This window comes from Streptomyces azureus (genome assembly GCF_001270025.1).
Taxonomy (GTDB): domain Bacteria; phylum Actinomycetota; class Actinomycetes; order Streptomycetales; family Streptomycetaceae; genus Streptomyces; species Streptomyces azureus.
The window spans coordinates 1-14,721 of the sequence record NZ_DF968300.1 but is presented as its reverse complement, the minus strand read 5'-3'; the positions used below and the strand labels follow the sequence as shown (position 1 = coordinate 14,721).

Genomic DNA, 14,721 nt, shown 5'->3' with positions numbered 1-14,721 from the left:
ACCCGCCCCCAGGCGGCTCAGGTGAACATACGAGCTACTACAGAGGTTTTCAGCGTGACCGAGACGGTCGTCAGCACCCCCAAGCCCCGGCCCGAAGTCACCGTGCTGGTCGAACCACCGGGCGCCACGACCGTCCCCCCGCGCCGGAAGGACTCCGGCGGCCGGCTGCGCGCCCTGGACGGACTGCGGCTGGTGGCCGCGCTGATGGTGGCGGCGTACCACTACGGCGGGCGCGACGGTGAGGTCTCCGAGGCCTGGGGCAGCTCGCCCAAGGAGCAGTTCCCGACCCTGCACGAGTACTTCGCCTACGGCTGCCTCGGCGTCCAGGTCTTCTTCGTGATCAGCGGGTTCGTGATCTGCATGAGCGGCTGGGGCCGGCCGCTGAAGTCGTTCTTCGCCTCCCGCGCCTCCCGGCTGCTGCCGGCCTACTGGGTGGCGGTCGCGCTCGTGACTGCGGTGTTCGCGCTGCCCATGGTGGCCTACAAGGCGGTCTCGCCGAGCGACGCGCTGGTGAACCTGACCATGCTTCAGATGCCGCTGGGCGTGGACCGGGTGCTCGGGGTGTGCTGGACGCTGTGGGCGGAGGTCCGCTTCTACGCGCTGTTCGCGCTGTGCGTCGTGCTCCCCGGGGCGAACCGCCGCCGGGTGATCATGTTCTGCGCCGGCTGGATGCTGGCGGCCGTGATCGCGGCGAACGCGCACATGCCGCTGCTCGACATCGTCGTGATGCCGGAGTACGCCCCCTTCTTCATCGGCGGTGTCGGCCTCTACCTCGTCCACCTCGACCGGCGGGACGCCTACGGGTGGGGCATCGTCGCCGTGAGCTGGCTGATCGGTCAGCACTTCGCGGTGCAGGGGCTGTGGCACGCCCCCGACGCGGGCGGCTTCTCGTACCGCTCCTCGCTCGGCATCGTCCTCGTCGTGACCTTCGGCTTCGTCGCGGTCGCGGCGATCGCGCTGGGCTGGCTGCGCTGGGCTAACTGGCGCTGGCTGACGGTGGCGGGGGCGCTGACGTATCCGTTCTACCTCGTCCACGAGCATCTCGGCTGGGTGGTGATCCACGCCCTGCACAGCGGCCTGGGTCTGCCGTCCGCGGCGACATTCTCGCTGACAGTGGCCTCAATGCTGATGCTGGCATGGTTGCTGAACCAGTATGTGGAGAAGCCGCTGACACCACGACTGCGGGCCCTGCTGGCCAAGACCCGCTGAGCTGTTCACGGGACGTTCAACCAACCGTCGGTTTCAGCACCGCTCAGGGAGAAGGCTCGTCTCATGACCAACGCACAAGCGACCGACACGTACCCCGGCGAACTCGCCGACGTCCCGGGCTGGTTCCCGCCGCTGGACCAGATGCTGTTCACCTGGTTCCTGGAGCGGCAGCAGAAGCAGGGGATGCGCGGAGACCTGCTGGAGCTCGGCGTCTACATGGGCAAGAGCGCGATCCTCCTCGGCCACCACCTCCAGGACGGCGAGAAGTTCACCGTCTGCGACCTGTTCGAGGGCGACGCCCCCGACGGGGCCAACCAGGCGGAGGCGACGAAGTCGTACGCCTCGCTCACCCAGCAGGCCTTCGAGCGGAACTACCTCTCCTTCCACGACACCCTGCCGACGGTGATCGCGGCCCCCAGCTCGGTGGTGTCCGAGAAGGTGGCCCCGGGCACCTGCCGCTTCGTCCACGTCGACGCCTCGCACCTGTACGAGCACGTGTACGGCGACATCGGCGCCGCCCACGACATCCTGATGCCCGAGGGCATCGTGGTCCTCGACGACTTCCGTTCCGAGCACACGCCGGGCGTCTCGGTCGCCGCCTGGGAAGCCGTCCTCAACCGGGGCCTGCGCCCGGTCTGCCTCAGCACGCAGAAGCTCTACGGCACCTGGGGCGACCCCGAGCCGCTCCAGGAGGAGCTGCTCGACATGCTGCGGCAGCGCACGGACGTCGGGCTGAGCGTGCAGGAGGCGGCCGGACACCGGCTGGTCCGCGCCCGTTCCAGGGGCATGAAGCCGCCGCCCTTCCCGCCCTCCCGGCACTACGTGGCACCGGTGCCGGCCAGTCCCCCGGCCGCCCCTGTCGCCGAGTCCCGCGCGGCACGCCCGGCCCGGCCCGCCCCCTCCCGGGCCCGCCGGCTCGCCAAGGACCTGCTGCCCCCCGTGGTCACCCGGGCCGTACGGCGGGCACGCGCGCAGCGCTCCTGACCCGGGGTGTCATGAGACCCCGTACCGCGCCGCGATCCCCTCGATCACGAGGGCGAGTCCCTCCTCGAAGTGCCCGTCGTAGTCCTCGAAGATCTCCGCGCCCGCCTGGGCCGACAAGGGAAAGTCGGCCATCAGGCGGGCGCGTTCGTTCACGTCGCAGCCCTCGCGCCGCTCGCCCGGCAGCGGCTGGACGCCCTGCTCCTCGGTGACGAAGCCCAGCGTGTACAGATACGCCGTGGTGAGCGCCCGGACCGCCTGGGCGAGGGTGAAGCCGGCGGCCGTCAACAGGCGCAGGTTGTCCTCCATCTGCCCGGCGTGCTCGACGCCGGTGAAGCGTGAGCCGCTGAACACCTTGGCTCCGTCCCGGTAGTCCAGCAGGGCGGCACGCAGCCCCCGGTTGGCCTTCAGCAGCCGTTCCCGCCAGGTGTCGCCCGGGTCGAGCGAGGCCCCGGCGACCATCCGGCGGTACATCTCCGTCGCCATCTCGTCGAGCAGCGCCTGCTTGTCCTTGAAGTGCCAGTAGAGGGCGGGCGCCTTCACGTCCAGTTCCCGGGCGATGGCGCGCAGCGTCAGGCCGTCGAGGCCCACCTCGTTCAGCAGCCGCAGCGCGGTGTCCGCGACCCGTCGGCGGTCCAGGGGCTCACGTCGTTCCGTACTCACGCTTGACAATTTAACACCGTTAAGGCGGCCCTCGGAAAGGGCAGCACTTAACAACGTTAAGGGGAGAGTGGCTCATGGAGACGGACGTGCTGGTGGTGGGTGCGGGCCCGACCGGTCTGGCGCTCGGCATCGATCTCGCCCGGCGTGTGGTGGCCGCGCGGGTGGTCGAGCGGGCCGGGGCGCTGTTCCCCGGTTCGCGCGGCAAGGGCATCCAGCCGCGCACGATGGAGGTCTTCGACGACCTGGGCGTGCTCGGCGCGATCCGCGCGGCGGGCGGCCCCTACCCGGTGGGGATGATCTGGCGGGACGGCAGGCGGGCGGGCGAGCACCGGATGTTCGACCCGGCCGAGGAGAGCGAGGACTCGCCGTACACCGGGCCGTGGATGGTGCCGCAATGGCGCACGCAGGAGATCCTCGGGGCTCGGCTGGCGGAGCTGGGAGGGACGGTGGCCTTCGGCCGGGAGCTCGTCGGCCTGACGCAGGACGCGGACGGGGTCCGCGCGGAGTTCGCCTCCGGTGAGCCCGTCACCGCCCGGTACACCGTCGCGGCGGACGGCGGCCGCTCGACGGTACGCCGGCTGCTCGGTATCGGTATGACGGGCGAGACCGTCGACCCGAACCCGACGCTGGTGGCGGACGTCCGGATCAGCGGCCTGGACCGGGACAACTGGCACGTCTTCCCGCCGCGCGGGGACGGCGACGGCCTCCTCGCGATCTGCCCACTGGCCGGCACGGAGGACTTCCAGCTGATGGCGCGGTTCCCGGACGGGACGGCCCCGGACCCCTCCCTGGAGGGCATACGGAAGGTCGTCGCCGCCCGCTCGCACCTCGCGCCGGACGCCGTGACCCAGGTGCGCTGGGCCTCGGACTTCCGCCCCCGGGCGGCCCTGGCGGACCGCTTCCGCTCCGGGCGGGTCTTCCTCGCCGGCGACGCGGCGCACGTGCACTCCCCGGCCGGCGGCCAGGGCCTCAACACCAGTGTCCAGGACGCCTACAACCTGGGCTGGAAGCTGGGCGCGGTGCTGACGGGCGGTGCGCCGGCGTCGCTCCTCGACACCTACGAGGAGGAACGGCGCCCGATCGCCGCGGACATGCTCGGCCTGTCGACGAGCGTCCACCGCGGGCAGACGCGGCGCGGCGCGGCGACCCGCCAACTGGGGCTGGGGTACCGGGACTCGTCACTCACCCGGGAGACACGTACCGCCCCGGGTGCCCTCCGGGCCGGCGACCGCGCACCGGACGGCGAGCTGGACGGCGTACGGCTCTTCGACGCCTTCCGGGGGCCGCACTGGACGCTGGTGGCGGTGGGGACGAAGACGCCGGCGCTGCCGGAGCCGGTGCACGGGGTCAGCGGGGCGGAGCAGGCGACGTACGGAAAGGGCCTGTTCCTGGTACGGCCGGACGGTTATGTGGGCTGGGCGGGCGAAACGGGCGACGGATTGCGGCAGTACCTGGGACGCGCCGGTCTCTAGTGCCGCGGCAGGCAACGTTTGCCCGTCAAGGAGCGGCGTCCGGTGCGTGCTCTCGGCGTGCCGGGTGCAAGCCCTCGTACTGGATGTACTTGGGCCTCTGCCCGGTGCGGCGAGAGTGCGTGCCGGGCGTCGCGACGGGGCGAACGTTGCCTGCCGCGGCACTAGTCACGCGCTCGCGAGGGACAACTTCACCGCGAACCCGAGGAACAGCGCGCCCGCCGCCGAGGTCACCCCCGCCGACAGACGCCTCCGGCGGCGGAAGGCCGCGGCCAGCCTGGTGCCGCCGAATATCAGCGCGCTGAGGTAGAGCACGCTGGCGAGCTGGGCGAGAGAGCCGAGGACGACGAAGGACAGGGCGGGATAGGCGTACCCCGGGTCGACGAACTGCACGAAGAAGGCGACGAAGAAGAGGATCGCCTTGGGGTTCAACAGGCTGACCACGAAGGCACGGCGGAAGGGCCGCTCCCCGGCGGGCGCGGCAGCCTCCGTACCGGCGGACCGCTCCGCACGCGTCCGCCACATGCCCCACGCGGCCCGCAGCATGCCCAGGGCCAGCCACGCCAGATAGCCGGCCCCCAGGTACTTCACGATCCCGAACAGCACGGCGTTGGCCTGCAACAGGGACGCGACCCCGGCCGCCGACAGCGTCATCAGCACGGTGTCCCCGCACCAGACCCCGGCCGCGGCGGTGTACCCGGCACGCACACCGCGCCGGGCGGCGACGGACAGGACGTACAGGGAGTTGGGACCGGGCAGCAGAACGATCAGGACGAGGCCCGCCAGGTAGGTGGGCAGATCGACGACACCGAACATGGAAGGGAGTGTCGCACGAGCGTGGGGGCGGCAGGAGGATCAGAACGCGTCGCTCGGGACGTACGTCCCCCACACCTCCCGCAGGGCGTTGCACACCTCGCCGACCGTGGCACGGGCCCGCAGCGCATCCTTCATCGGGTACAGGACGTTGTCCTCGCCCTCGGCGGCCTTCTTCAGGGCGGCCAGGGCCGCGTCCACCGCCGGCTGGTCGCGCTCCGCGCGGAGCCGGGTGAGGCGTTCGGCCTGCCGGGCCTCGATGGCGGGGTCGACGCGCAGGGGCTCGTACGGCTCCTCCTCGTCGAGCTGGAAGCGGTTGACGCCGACGACGACCCGCTCGCCGGAGTCGGTCTGCCGGGCGATGCGGTAGGCGCTGCGCTCGATCTCGTTCTTCTGGAAGCCGCGCTCGATGGCGTCGACCGCGCCACCCAGCTCCTCGACCTTGACCATCAGCTCGACGGCCGCGGCCTCCACGTCGTCCGTCATCCTCTCGACGACGTAGGAGCCCGCGAAGGGGTCGACGGTCGCCGTCACGTCCGTCTCGTGGGCGAGGACCTGCTGGGTACGGAGGGCCAGGCGCGCGGACTTGTCCGTGGGCAGCGCGATCGCCTCGTCGAAGGAGTTGGTGTGCAGGGACTGGGTGCCGCCCAGAACCGCCGCCAGTGCCTGGACCGAGACGCGGACCAGGTTCACCTCCGGCTGCTGGGCCGTCAGCTGGACGCCCGCCGTCTGCGTGTGGAAGCGCAGCATCAGCGACTTGGGGTTCTCCGCGCCGAACTCCTCCTTCATCACACGTGCCCAGATCCGGCGCGCGGCGCGGAACTTGGCGACCTCCTCCAGGAGCGTCGTACGGGCGACGAAGAAGAAGGACAGGCGGGGCGCGAAGTCGTCGACGTCCATGCCGGCCGCCACCGCCGTGCGGACGTACTCGATGCCGTTGGCGAGGGTGAAGGCGATCTCCTGCACCGGGCTCGCGCCCGCCTCGGCCATGTGGTAGCCGGAGATCGAGATCGTGTTCCACTTCGGGATCTCGGCCTGGCAGTACTTGAAGATGTCGGCGGTCAGGCGCAGCGAGGGCTTCGGCGGGAAGATGTACGTCCCGCGGGCGATGTACTCCTTCAGGACGTCGTTCTGGATCGTGCCGGTCAGCCGGCCGGCGGCGACGCCCTGTTCCTCAGCGACCAGTTGGTAGAGGAGCAGCAGCAGGGCCGCGGGGGCGTTGATCGTCATCGACGTCGAGACCTGGTCCAGCGGGATACCGCCGAACAGCACCCGCATGTCGTCGATCGAGTCGACGGCGACGCCCACCCTGCCGACCTCGCCGTGCGCGAGCGGGGCGTCGGAGTCGTGGCCCATCTGGGTGGGCAGGTCGAAGGCGACCGACAGGCCCGTCGTGCCGTGGGCGATCAGCTGCCGGTAGCGGGCGTTGGACTCGGCGGCCGTGCCGAAGCCCGCGTACTGGCGCATCGTCCAGGGCCGGCCGGTGTACATGGTCGGGTACACGCCGCGGGTGAAGGGGTACGCCCCCGGCTCCCCCAGCTTCTGTGCCGGGTCCCAGTCCCGCAGGTCGTCCGGCCCGTAGACCGGTTCGATGGGCAGTCCGGACTCCGACTCGCGCGCCATGGTCTGATGCCTCCCGCAGGACGGACTGTAGGGACCTCGCTCACCACCATGCCCCCTGGTTCGCGAAGGGTCACCCCAGGGGAACATCTCAGGTGACATCCGGGCACACCGGTGAGACGACGGAGGGCCGCGTGCGTACCACGGGCATGGGGAGAGCAGTGATCGCGGTGGCAGTCGCCGGGGCGGCCGTGCTGGCCGGCTGTACCGTGCAGGCTCCCGACGGCGACGGGAAGCGCCGCTCACCGGTGCACATCGAGTTACCCGGCGGCACCCCGTCCCCGGACCGCACCCCCGACGACGACGGCGGCGGGCCGAGCACCGCTCCGCCCGGCGACGACAAGCCGAGCGCCGCCCCCGCCCCGTCCCGCGTGTTGTGGTCCCGCGGCGACACCGGCCGGGACGTCCGCGAGCTCCAGGCCCGGCTGCGGCAGGTCGCCTGGCTCTTCGCCGGGCCGACCGGGACGTACGACGAGTCGACGGAGCGGGCGGTCAGCGGCTTCCAGGGCAAACGGGGGCTGCCGCGCACCGGGCGGACCGACACCGTCACCTGGCAGCGGCTGCTGGGCATGACCCGCGAGCCGGGCACCTGGGACCTGTACCTCATGGGCGGCCAGCCGGCCGATCCGCCGGACCCGCGCTGCACGACCGGGCGGGTGCTGTGCATCGACAAGACCAGCAGGACGCTGCGCTGGATGATCGACGGCCGGACCGTGTCGACGATGGCGGTCCGCTTCGGCTCGAAAGGCACACCGACCCGGGAGGGTGTGTTCTCCGTCTACTGGAAGTCCCGCGACCACGTGTCGACGCTCTACGACTCGCCCATGCCCTACGCGATGTTCTTCAGCGGCGGCCAGGCCGTCCACTACTCCCCCGACTTCGCGGCCCGGGGCTACGCGGGCGCCTCGCACGGTTGCGTCAACGTACGGGACGAGGGGGCGATCGCGGAGCTGTACGCGCAGGTCCGCGACGGCGACAAGGTCGTCGTGTCCTGGTGAGGACGCGGAAGGGGGATTGGGGCGCGGGCGGGACCGGGGGAACGTGTCCCGCCCGCGCTCAGGTGCACGAGCCGTAGGTACGGGGGGAACCCCGGCTCTGTGCGACGGCCGATGACCAGTCGGCTCACTCATTACTGCGCCGGGGCGACCGAAAACGTCACACCCTCGGCGAGGAAATTTCCAAGGAGTGCGAAACCGCAGGTCAAAGGGGTGCGAGAGACCGCGTGGACCGGCCGCGGTCCGCGGCGTCAGCGTCGCCGGCCTGCCTGTCGGCGCGCTTGTCGGCCCGCTTCCCGGCTTTCTTCCCGTCGTCGTCCCGCTTCGGGTCCTGCTTCCCGGACCTGTCCTCGCGGTGGCGCCGGTCCGTGTCCTCGTCCTGCCGCTCACCCGAGCGGCCGCCGGACCCGGACAGGACGCCCTTGCAGTACTTCCAGAGCCGGGAGCCGCCCGCCGCGTCCCGCAGGGCGCGCCTGCGGTCGGCATCCAGCCGCTTTCCGTCGCGGAGGTCGCGGCAGGCGGAAGCGATCTTCCCGCGGCTGTCGCCGGGGTGGTCTCCCCGGTCGCCGGAGTCGGGCTTCGGGGCCGGGTCGTCGCCTGCCACGTCCCGTCCGGGGTCACCGGCGCCGCCCGTCGAGCCGCCGCTCGGGGCGTCGTCGGGCGTGGACCCGCCCTGCGCGGCGTCGGTCGGGGAGGGCGACACCAACGGGCGCTCGGGAGGCGTGGCAGCGGCCGAGACCGAGGAGCCGGGGTGGGGGTCGTCGTTGCCGAACGGTGCCCGCAGGGCTCCGGTTCCGGCCGCGAGGGCGGCACCGCCGGCCATGCCGACGGCCAGCACGGCGGCCAGGGCGAGGCGCGCGGGGCGGGCCCAGCGCGGCCGCCGGACGTCGCCGGAGCCGCTGCCGCGCGGGGTCGCGATCCGGACCAGCCCGGCGTCGGCGACCTCGGTACGAGCCTGTCCGCCGTCGGCCGCAGGGGCCGCTCCGGTGTCGGCGCGTTCCGCGCGCGCCTTGCGGAAGGCGGCCATCGCCGCGGCCTCACCGGGGAGTTCCTCGCTGGTCGGCGGGGGTGAGACGGAGAGCGCGCGGAGCGCTGCGGCGAGACGTTCGGCCTCGTCCGGCGCGGCGCCGTCGACAGCTTCAAGTGGCTCTCCGCTCAGCAAACGCTCCGCCGTTTCGCGGTCCAGCCACCAGTACTGCTCGTCGGCCATCACACATCCTTCTGCGTCCGCGCGACGCTTTGCGTCACACGTGCGGACGCCATGGCACCACCGCGCGGTTCTCGCTGCGGCGGCAGAGCGTCGAGCACCCCGGCCGATTCCGGATCGGCCTCCGGATCGTCGCCGAGCAGTTCGGCGAGCCGCTTCAGGCCCCGGTGGGCCGCCGTACGGACGGCGCCCGGGCGCTTGCCGAGGGTCTCCGCGGCGGTCTTCGCGTCGAGCCCCACGACCACGCGCAGCACGACCGCCTCGGCCTGGTCCTGCGGCAGCCGGGAGATCAGGGAGAACGTGCCGTCGGTGGCGAGCGCCTCGATGGCTTCGTCGGCGGTGTCGGACTCGGCGGCCCGGCCGGTCAGTTCCGTCTCGTCGCCGCCGATCGCGGGGCGGCGCCCGCGCATGCGTATGTGGTCCAGCGCGCGGTTGCGGGCGATGCGGGCGGCCCAGCCGCGGAAGCGGTCCGCGTCGCCGGTGAACCGCTCCAGGTCCCGGGCGATCTGCAACCAGGCCTCGGACGTCACGTCCTCGGCGTCGGGGTCGCCGACCAGCGTCCGCACATACCCGAGCAGCCGCGGGTGCACGGCCCGGTACACAGTCCGGAACGCGGTCTCGTCTCCGTCCTGTGCCGCGCGCACCGCGGCGGTCAGCTCCGCGTCGTCCCCCAGCACCGCGCGCCCTTCTGCGCCTAAGCCGGCGCCGCTTTCGCGGGCCGGGTTCTCGCCGTCGTGGTTCCTCAACTGATGGTTGCGGTAACAGGACCGCAGGTGGTTGCGGTAACAAGACCGCAGGTGGTTGCGGTGGTCTTGGTGCCTCCGCGTTGGCGCGAAAGGCACGTTACGACCTGAAACCACTCCCCGTCCATGTCCGCCCAGGATGCAACTAAGCCGTGACACGGCGAGGTGTGACAGAAAACGCACCCCGGGCGCTGTAGGTAGTACGGGCCGCCGCGCGGCCCGTACCGCGCGACGGCCGGGGCCTCTCCTGTGGGGGGTGGCGGCCTCGGCCGTCTCCGCGCATATCGCTTCGACCGCCGGCCGTCAGCTTGTGGGCGCCTTCGAAGCGGCGCTTCCCGCACTGGTCCATGGTGTGGTCCGATGAGTGCTGTCTCACATCGGCATCAACGGCGCAGCGCTTGGACGGGTGGGATTCGGGATGCTCTCCAAGCCGGGTACATGCCGGCGAGCAGACCGGCGGCCAGGCCGAGTGCCGGGGCGACGGCCAAGGCGGCGGGATCGATCACCGGCGGCCACTGCCTCGCCGCGGCGACAGTGACCACGACGACAGTGCCGATCGAGGTGCCGACGAGGCCCAGCGCTGCGGAATCGGTCAGAAGCTGCAGGGTGATGTGATGCCACGCGCGCCCAGAGCGCGTCGCAGACCGATTTCTCCGGTTCGTTCCAGCACCGCCACCAGCGTGGTGTTGGCGATTCCGACTGCCCCGGTGATGAGACACACCCCTGGTCGCCTAGCCTTCAACTTTGCACCCGGAATTCGATACGGATCGCGGCGGCGTCAGGCCGCTTTCCGCTGGTGGCGGGCGAGGGCGTCCGCGGCTGAGCGGCGGCGCTTGTCATGGACGTCCACGAGGGTGCCGGCGCCCTCGCCGGCGGTCGCCTCGCCGACGCGGAGGCGTTCGGCGACGACTGTCAGGCGGGTGTCCTCGGGGCCGACGGCGAGATAGAAGAGGGCCTCGTTGACGGCGCGGTCGTCACCGCCCCAGCGGACCACACCGTCGAGTTCGGCGAGGATGTCGCGCAGAACCGCGAGTTCCAGGGGGAAGTAGCCGCCCTTGGTGCCGGGCGGGTAGTGGCCGGGCCGGATGCGGACGGCGGTGCCGGAGGCCAGGTTGCGGGCGGGCCCCCTGAGCCCCTTCGGAGCGGTCCAGCCGACGGCCTCGCCGGGCTGGAGCTCGGCGATCTCGTAGTGGAAGCGGCGGACGAGGTGGACCAGCACGGTCTCGGGAGCGCCGAGCCGGACCTGGAGGTCCGTCACCGGCGTGCCCGGCACGGGCCGGGCAGCGATGGATCCGCCCTGGTCGGCGGCGGTCTCCATGTCCCACCCGTTGGCCGAGCGGGCCCCGGCGAGGAGTCGCTCGTTACGGGCCTCGGCCCGTGCGACGCCCTCGCGGACCGCCTTGGGGAAGGTGTAGTCCCGCGGCTCGGCGGCGTACGCAGGGGAGGCCAGCGCCTGCGAGTGCGGGAGCGCCGCCGCGGCGGCGGTGACGGCGGCGGCACGCAGCAGGAAACCTCTGCGGGACAGCGGGCGGGCGGGAGTGGCGCTCACGTGGTCCTCTTCTCGGAATGCTCGGGTGTGGTGGTCCGGCGGTGTTCGGCGACGGCGATCAGGGCGAGCGTCACCGCGATCACCGCACAGCCCGTCATCACGGGCGTAAGGAAGCCGGGGACGGCTGCCGAGTACGAACCACCTGACGACATGCGGCAGTTGAGGGCAGGCGGCAGATAGGACACGCTGTAGCCGCTCACGTGCCCGTACAGCGAAGGGTTCGCGTCCTGGCAGGCCTGGGCGGTGCCGCTCTCGTCGAGGAAGAGCGACACCAGGCCCCAGGCGTAGGCGACTGCGGCGAGGGCTCCGGCGAGCGCGGCCCCGCCGCGTGCCACGGCCCCCGGGCCGCCCGTGCCGATCGCCGAGAAGCCGTATCCGGTGAGACCGAAGGCGGTTACAGCGGCGGCGACGATGCCGATCAGCAGGGGCAGGGCGGCGGGATACGAGGAGGTCATGGCGACCACCTCACCCGCCGGCGAGCTGCCGGACAAGGTTGTTGTACTTCTCGAAGATGTGGTACAGCCCCATCCGCTTGGCGGCATCGGCCTCGGCCTGGTCACCCCACCCCTGGTAGCGGCGGATGATCTCGAAGATCTCGCCCTCGGTGTAGTTCAGGCTCATGGCGCGCAGGGTGGTCTCGCCGGCCGGCGGGTTCTTGCCGCCGGGCTTCCCCGAGACACCCCACAGGTGGATCAGCGGCACGGTCCTCATGGTGAAGGCGTTGTCCTTGTTGACCTTCTGCCACATCGCCCAGATGTCGGCGTCCTTGGTCGGGTCGGTGCGGGTGCCGGTGACGAAGCCCTTGTCGATGCAGTGGTTCCAGGCGCGGATGCCGACCTCGCCGCTGATCTGCCCGATGCCGGTCGAGGAGTCCTTGACGATGCCGACGCCATTGAGGTGGTAGGAGGCGACCTGGTGGTCCACGCCCTGGTCGATCAGGTCGTAGTGCCGCATCTCCCAGTACGCGGAGGTCTGGATCAGCGCCTTGCGCATGTTGTACGCACGGGACAGCTGGGTGGTCTGTGCGTCGTGCGACATGATCGTCTCGAAGCACTGCGTGTGGGTGAAAAGGCGGGCGTCGGTGCCGGTTCCGCCGTCGTCCTCGAAGCCGATGCTGCGCATGTAGCGGCTGAGGTCCTCGTGCAGCGCGTTGAGGAAGGAGCCGTCGAAGCCGACGTCGGGGCGCGGCGGCCGGGGCGCGTTGAAGGAACCCTGGCCGGTGTCGCGGCCGGAGGCGATGTTGACGTCGATCTCGATGGAGCCGGTGCCGGAGCCGACGGTGCGGGTGACGATCTGGTCGTACGCCCAGTCCGCGGGCAGCGGGTAGCCGAAGTTTCCGGAGAAGCCGGAGGACATGTCGGAGACGAACGAGGCAGTGGAGTGACCGGCCTCGCCGACCCGGGTACAGACGTTGCGCGGCCCGTACACACCGATCCCGAACCGTCCGCCGTCGGCGGCCAACGCGTCCACGATGCCCTTGAAGTGCGGCAGGACGTTGGACGTCACCTCGTGGTCGAGCGCGTCGAAGTCGACGGCGAAGAAGATCCGCGTGCCGGACTTGAAGCCGTGGTCGAGGGCGGCGTTGGCGGCGGCCTGGCCGGCGGCCCGCCCGGCCGCGTAGTTGAAGCCGTCGGCGTCCCGGCCGTAGGTCTGGTAGATCGGGAAGCAGCGCAGGCCGTTCGCTGCGATGGTGGCCAGCTCGCCGGGCTGGATGGCCTTCTCGGGGAGGGAGGTGGCGCTGGGGTTGGTGAGATAGCGGCCTATGTACTTCACGCCGGCCGCCTTGAGGGCGGCGGCGCGCGCGTCAGTGATCTTGGTGACGCCGTCGCAGGCCTCGCCGTTGCGGCTCTGGTCACCGTAGGAGACGAGGAGGGAGGCCCAGGTGGAGAAGTCGCCCTTGCCGGTGACCGGGAGCTTCGCGAACGACTGGAAGCTCTGGACGGCGGTGGAAACCGCGCTGGTGAAGTTGCCGAAGGCGACCGACCGCTGGTTGAGGATCATCGCGCCGGTGAAGAGCCGTGCCCAGTTGCCGGAGCTGCCGACCGACAGGGTGTGCGATTTGAGGCCGGACTGGGTGCCGGGGCCGAAGACACCGTTGGCGACCCCGTCCGCCATCCCCAGCTCGTACTGGACGGCGAAGAGCATCGACTTGGCGACGTCGCGCGAGTGGTGGCCGTCGCAGGGGATGATGTAGAAGTCCTTGCGCAGGACGTACTTGCCGTTGAGCCACTGCTGCACCGAACGGACCGCGCTGGAGCCGCCGCTGACGGTGACGTACGCGTCCATGTTGAACAGGCCCTTGATGACCTTCGGCCACAGCGCGCTGCCCGGATAGACCGCGCTCAGCCCCATGTCGGCGTTGAGCTCGGCGACGGACTGCTGGACCCGGGCGCTGTACGTCCCGTCGATGGCCCCGCCGTCGTAGCCCTTGCAGTACAGGGCGGACTGGAGGATCCGGCAGAAGTCCGCGGACGGCACGTTGGACGCGTCGATCTTGCCGTACTTCTCCGCGATGGCCGCCAGGGTGGCCGGGCCGAAGCTGTTCGACAGGTTGGTGATGCCCAGCTCGTACTGGAGCGCGCGGGTCAGGGCGTACATGGTGGGCCAGCCGGTCTGCCCGTTCTCCTCGACGGTCATGCCGATGCGGCTGCCGTAAGTGCGATTGATGAAGACCTGGGCTTGACGCACCATCTCGTCGGCCATGAAGTGCCCTCTCAGCAGGAGGATGCGGGGCCGCTCCTGGGATCGGGCGGCACTTGGTGGGTGGAGCGAGCGGCACTGGGCGGGTGAGGTCCCGCCGTCCGGACTCTTTGGCGCCTGAGGTATCCCGATTCCGCACAAAGGGAGAACGGAGATGCACGGGTGGAATCAACGCCCGTCAAGAAGCTTTCACTTGACCATTTCATGGCCCAAGCATCAGACGATCTCGGATCGATCCCAGCAATAGCACTCAGATCGGTCCCGGCGAGCGGCCTTTTGTGATGAGTCTGTGCCCAAGGTGACGCCGAACGTGCACACAACCTTTCGCCCGCCCATGCGTCTCAACTGCACTGCGGCAAACGGAATGTGTTGGACCGCCACTTTTAAGCGGATACCTGGCTGCGACATTGCGGCGGAACTCGGTGCGGCCGGGCGGCCGACACGTGGCTCTCCGGCTCCTGTTGCGGAATTCCGCTACGGACGGCGGTCGTCGGGCTGGGCGGGCTTGCCCTGGCCCTCGGACGAGGAGCCGTCGGCAGCGCCGCTCCCGCCGCTCTGCGCGGTACCCGATCCGTTCTCCGCGTTGCCCGCGCCGTTGTCCGCGTTGCCGGCGCCGGTGTCCGCGTTGCCCGAGCGGTTGTCGGCGCCGTTGGAACCGGGGGCTTCCGCGCTCTTCTCCGGTTTGGCCGTGCTGCCGGGCCTCACCTCGACCCGGGCCAGTTGCTCGGCGCAGTACGCCGTGACGTTCTTCTCACTGCCCGCGGCCTCGACG

At 71.1% G+C, this 14,721-nt stretch carries 12 protein-coding genes and 2 pseudogenes; 4 read left to right on the top strand and 10 right to left on the bottom strand.

The genetic code is table 11. The features are described 5' to 3' along the window. Positions 1-54 precede the first annotated feature (54 nt). The gene (locus AOQ53_RS20265) at positions 55-1,209 is read left to right on the top strand and encodes an acyltransferase family protein (RefSeq protein ID WP_059419251.1); all 1,155 of its coding nucleotides are present in this window, start codon (positions 55-57) and stop codon (positions 1,207-1,209) included. Between the two features lie 63 nt (positions 1,210-1,272). Next, complete coding sequence (locus AOQ53_RS20260) at positions 1,273-2,193, top strand: class I SAM-dependent methyltransferase (RefSeq protein ID WP_059419250.1); 921 nt, start codon at positions 1,273-1,275, stop codon at positions 2,191-2,193. A 9-nt stretch (positions 2,194-2,202) separates the two neighbouring features. Here AOQ53_RS20260 and AOQ53_RS20255 read toward each other — a convergent pair whose 3' ends face one another. Further along, positions 2,203-2,853 carry a TetR/AcrR family transcriptional regulator C-terminal domain-containing protein gene (locus tag AOQ53_RS20255; RefSeq protein WP_059419249.1) on the bottom strand — a complete coding sequence of 217 codons (651 nt, stop codon included), beginning with the start codon at positions 2,851-2,853 and terminating at the stop codon, positions 2,203-2,205. 74 nt (positions 2,854-2,927) lie between these two features. Here AOQ53_RS20255 and AOQ53_RS20250 point away from each other — a divergent pair, with 74 nt between their 5' ends. Continuing rightward, complete coding sequence (locus AOQ53_RS20250) at positions 2,928-4,325, top strand: FAD-dependent monooxygenase (RefSeq protein ID WP_059419247.1); 1,398 nt, start codon at positions 2,928-2,930, stop codon at positions 4,323-4,325. A 165-nt stretch (positions 4,326-4,490) separates the two neighbouring features. Here AOQ53_RS20250 and leuE read toward each other — a convergent pair whose 3' ends face one another. Together leuE and AOQ53_RS20240 are read right to left on the bottom strand one after the other, a co-directional pair. Continuing rightward, the gene (gene leuE, locus AOQ53_RS20245; RefSeq protein ID WP_059419246.1) at positions 4,491-5,138 is read right to left on the bottom strand and encodes a leucine efflux protein LeuE; all 648 of its coding nucleotides are present in this window, start codon (positions 5,136-5,138) and stop codon (positions 4,491-4,493) included. Positions 5,139-5,177: 39 nt separating this feature from the next. Continuing rightward, a complete protein-coding gene (locus AOQ53_RS20240) occupies positions 5,178-6,758 on the bottom strand; it encodes an acyl-CoA mutase large subunit family protein (protein ID WP_059419245.1) in 1,581 nt (526 codons plus the stop codon). 146 nt (positions 6,759-6,904) lie between these two features. On the opposite strand from AOQ53_RS20240, the gene AOQ53_RS20235 reads away from it, so the two are divergent. Continuing rightward, positions 6,905-7,753 carry a L,D-transpeptidase family protein gene (locus tag AOQ53_RS20235; RefSeq protein ID WP_059419304.1) on the top strand — a complete coding sequence of 283 codons (849 nt, stop codon included), beginning with the start codon at positions 6,905-6,907 and terminating at the stop codon, positions 7,751-7,753. A 202-nt stretch (positions 7,754-7,955) separates the two neighbouring features. Here the strand turns inward: AOQ53_RS20235 and AOQ53_RS20230 are convergent, their stop codons facing one another. From AOQ53_RS20230 to AOQ53_RS20205, 7 genes and pseudogenes are all read right to left on the bottom strand, one after another. Further along, the gene (locus AOQ53_RS20230; RefSeq protein WP_059419243.1) at positions 7,956-8,960 is read right to left on the bottom strand and encodes a hypothetical protein; all 1,005 of its coding nucleotides are present in this window, start codon (positions 8,958-8,960) and stop codon (positions 7,956-7,958) included. After that, positions 8,960-9,634 carry an RNA polymerase sigma factor gene (locus tag AOQ53_RS20225; protein WP_020273752.1) on the bottom strand — a complete coding sequence of 225 codons (675 nt, stop codon included), beginning with the start codon at positions 9,632-9,634 and terminating at the stop codon, positions 8,960-8,962. The genes AOQ53_RS20230 and AOQ53_RS20225 overlap by 1 nt, the downstream gene beginning before the upstream one ends. 449 nt (positions 9,635-10,083) lie before the next feature. Continuing rightward, a pseudogene (locus AOQ53_RS46385) lies at positions 10,084-10,421 on the bottom strand (ABC transporter permease); the annotation flags it as partial. Between the two features lie 57 nt (positions 10,422-10,478). Beyond that, a complete protein-coding gene (locus AOQ53_RS20220; RefSeq protein ID WP_059419242.1) occupies positions 10,479-11,249 on the bottom strand; it encodes a twin-arginine translocation signal domain-containing protein in 771 nt (256 codons plus the stop codon). After that, positions 11,246-11,704, bottom strand: a complete 459-nt coding sequence (locus tag AOQ53_RS20215; protein WP_063888916.1) for a hypothetical protein — start codon at positions 11,702-11,704, stop codon at positions 11,246-11,248. The genes AOQ53_RS20220 and AOQ53_RS20215 overlap by 4 nt, the downstream gene beginning before the upstream one ends. Positions 11,705-11,714: 10 nt before the next feature. Then, positions 11,715-13,952: a glycoside hydrolase domain-containing protein gene (locus AOQ53_RS20210; RefSeq protein WP_059419238.1), complete on the bottom strand. Its 2,238-nt coding sequence runs from the start codon at positions 13,950-13,952 to the stop codon at positions 11,715-11,717. Positions 13,953-14,423: 471 nt separating this feature from the next. After that, positions 14,424-14,721 (bottom strand): annotated as a pseudogene (locus AOQ53_RS20205) (hypothetical protein); the annotation flags it as partial.

Bases quoted from the DNA above. Each gene is read 5' to 3' on its own strand.
- AOQ53_RS20260 (WP_059419250.1), top strand. From the start codon at position 1,273: ATGACCAACGCACAAGCGACCGACACGTACCCCGGCGAACTCGCCGAC.
- AOQ53_RS20250 (WP_059419247.1), top strand. From the start codon at position 2,928: ATGGAGACGGACGTGCTGGTGGTGGGTGCGGGCCCGACCGGTCTGGCG.
- leuE (WP_059419246.1), bottom strand. From the start codon at position 5,138: ATGTTCGGTGTCGTCGATCTGCCCACCTACCTGGCGGGCCTCGTCCTG.
- AOQ53_RS20240 (WP_059419245.1), bottom strand. From the start codon at position 6,758: ATGGCGCGCGAGTCGGAGTCCGGACTGCCCATCGAACCGGTCTACGGG.
- AOQ53_RS20235 (WP_059419304.1), top strand. From the start codon at position 6,905: ATGGGGAGAGCAGTGATCGCGGTGGCAGTCGCCGGGGCGGCCGTGCTG.
- AOQ53_RS20230 (WP_059419243.1), bottom strand. From the start codon at position 8,960: ATGGCCGACGAGCAGTACTGGTGGCTGGACCGCGAAACGGCGGAGCGT.
- AOQ53_RS20215 (WP_063888916.1), bottom strand. From the start codon at position 11,704: ATGACCTCCTCGTATCCCGCCGCCCTGCCCCTGCTGATCGGCATCGTC.
- AOQ53_RS20210 (WP_059419238.1), bottom strand. From the start codon at position 13,952: ATGGCCGACGAGATGGTGCGTCAAGCCCAGGTCTTCATCAATCGCACT.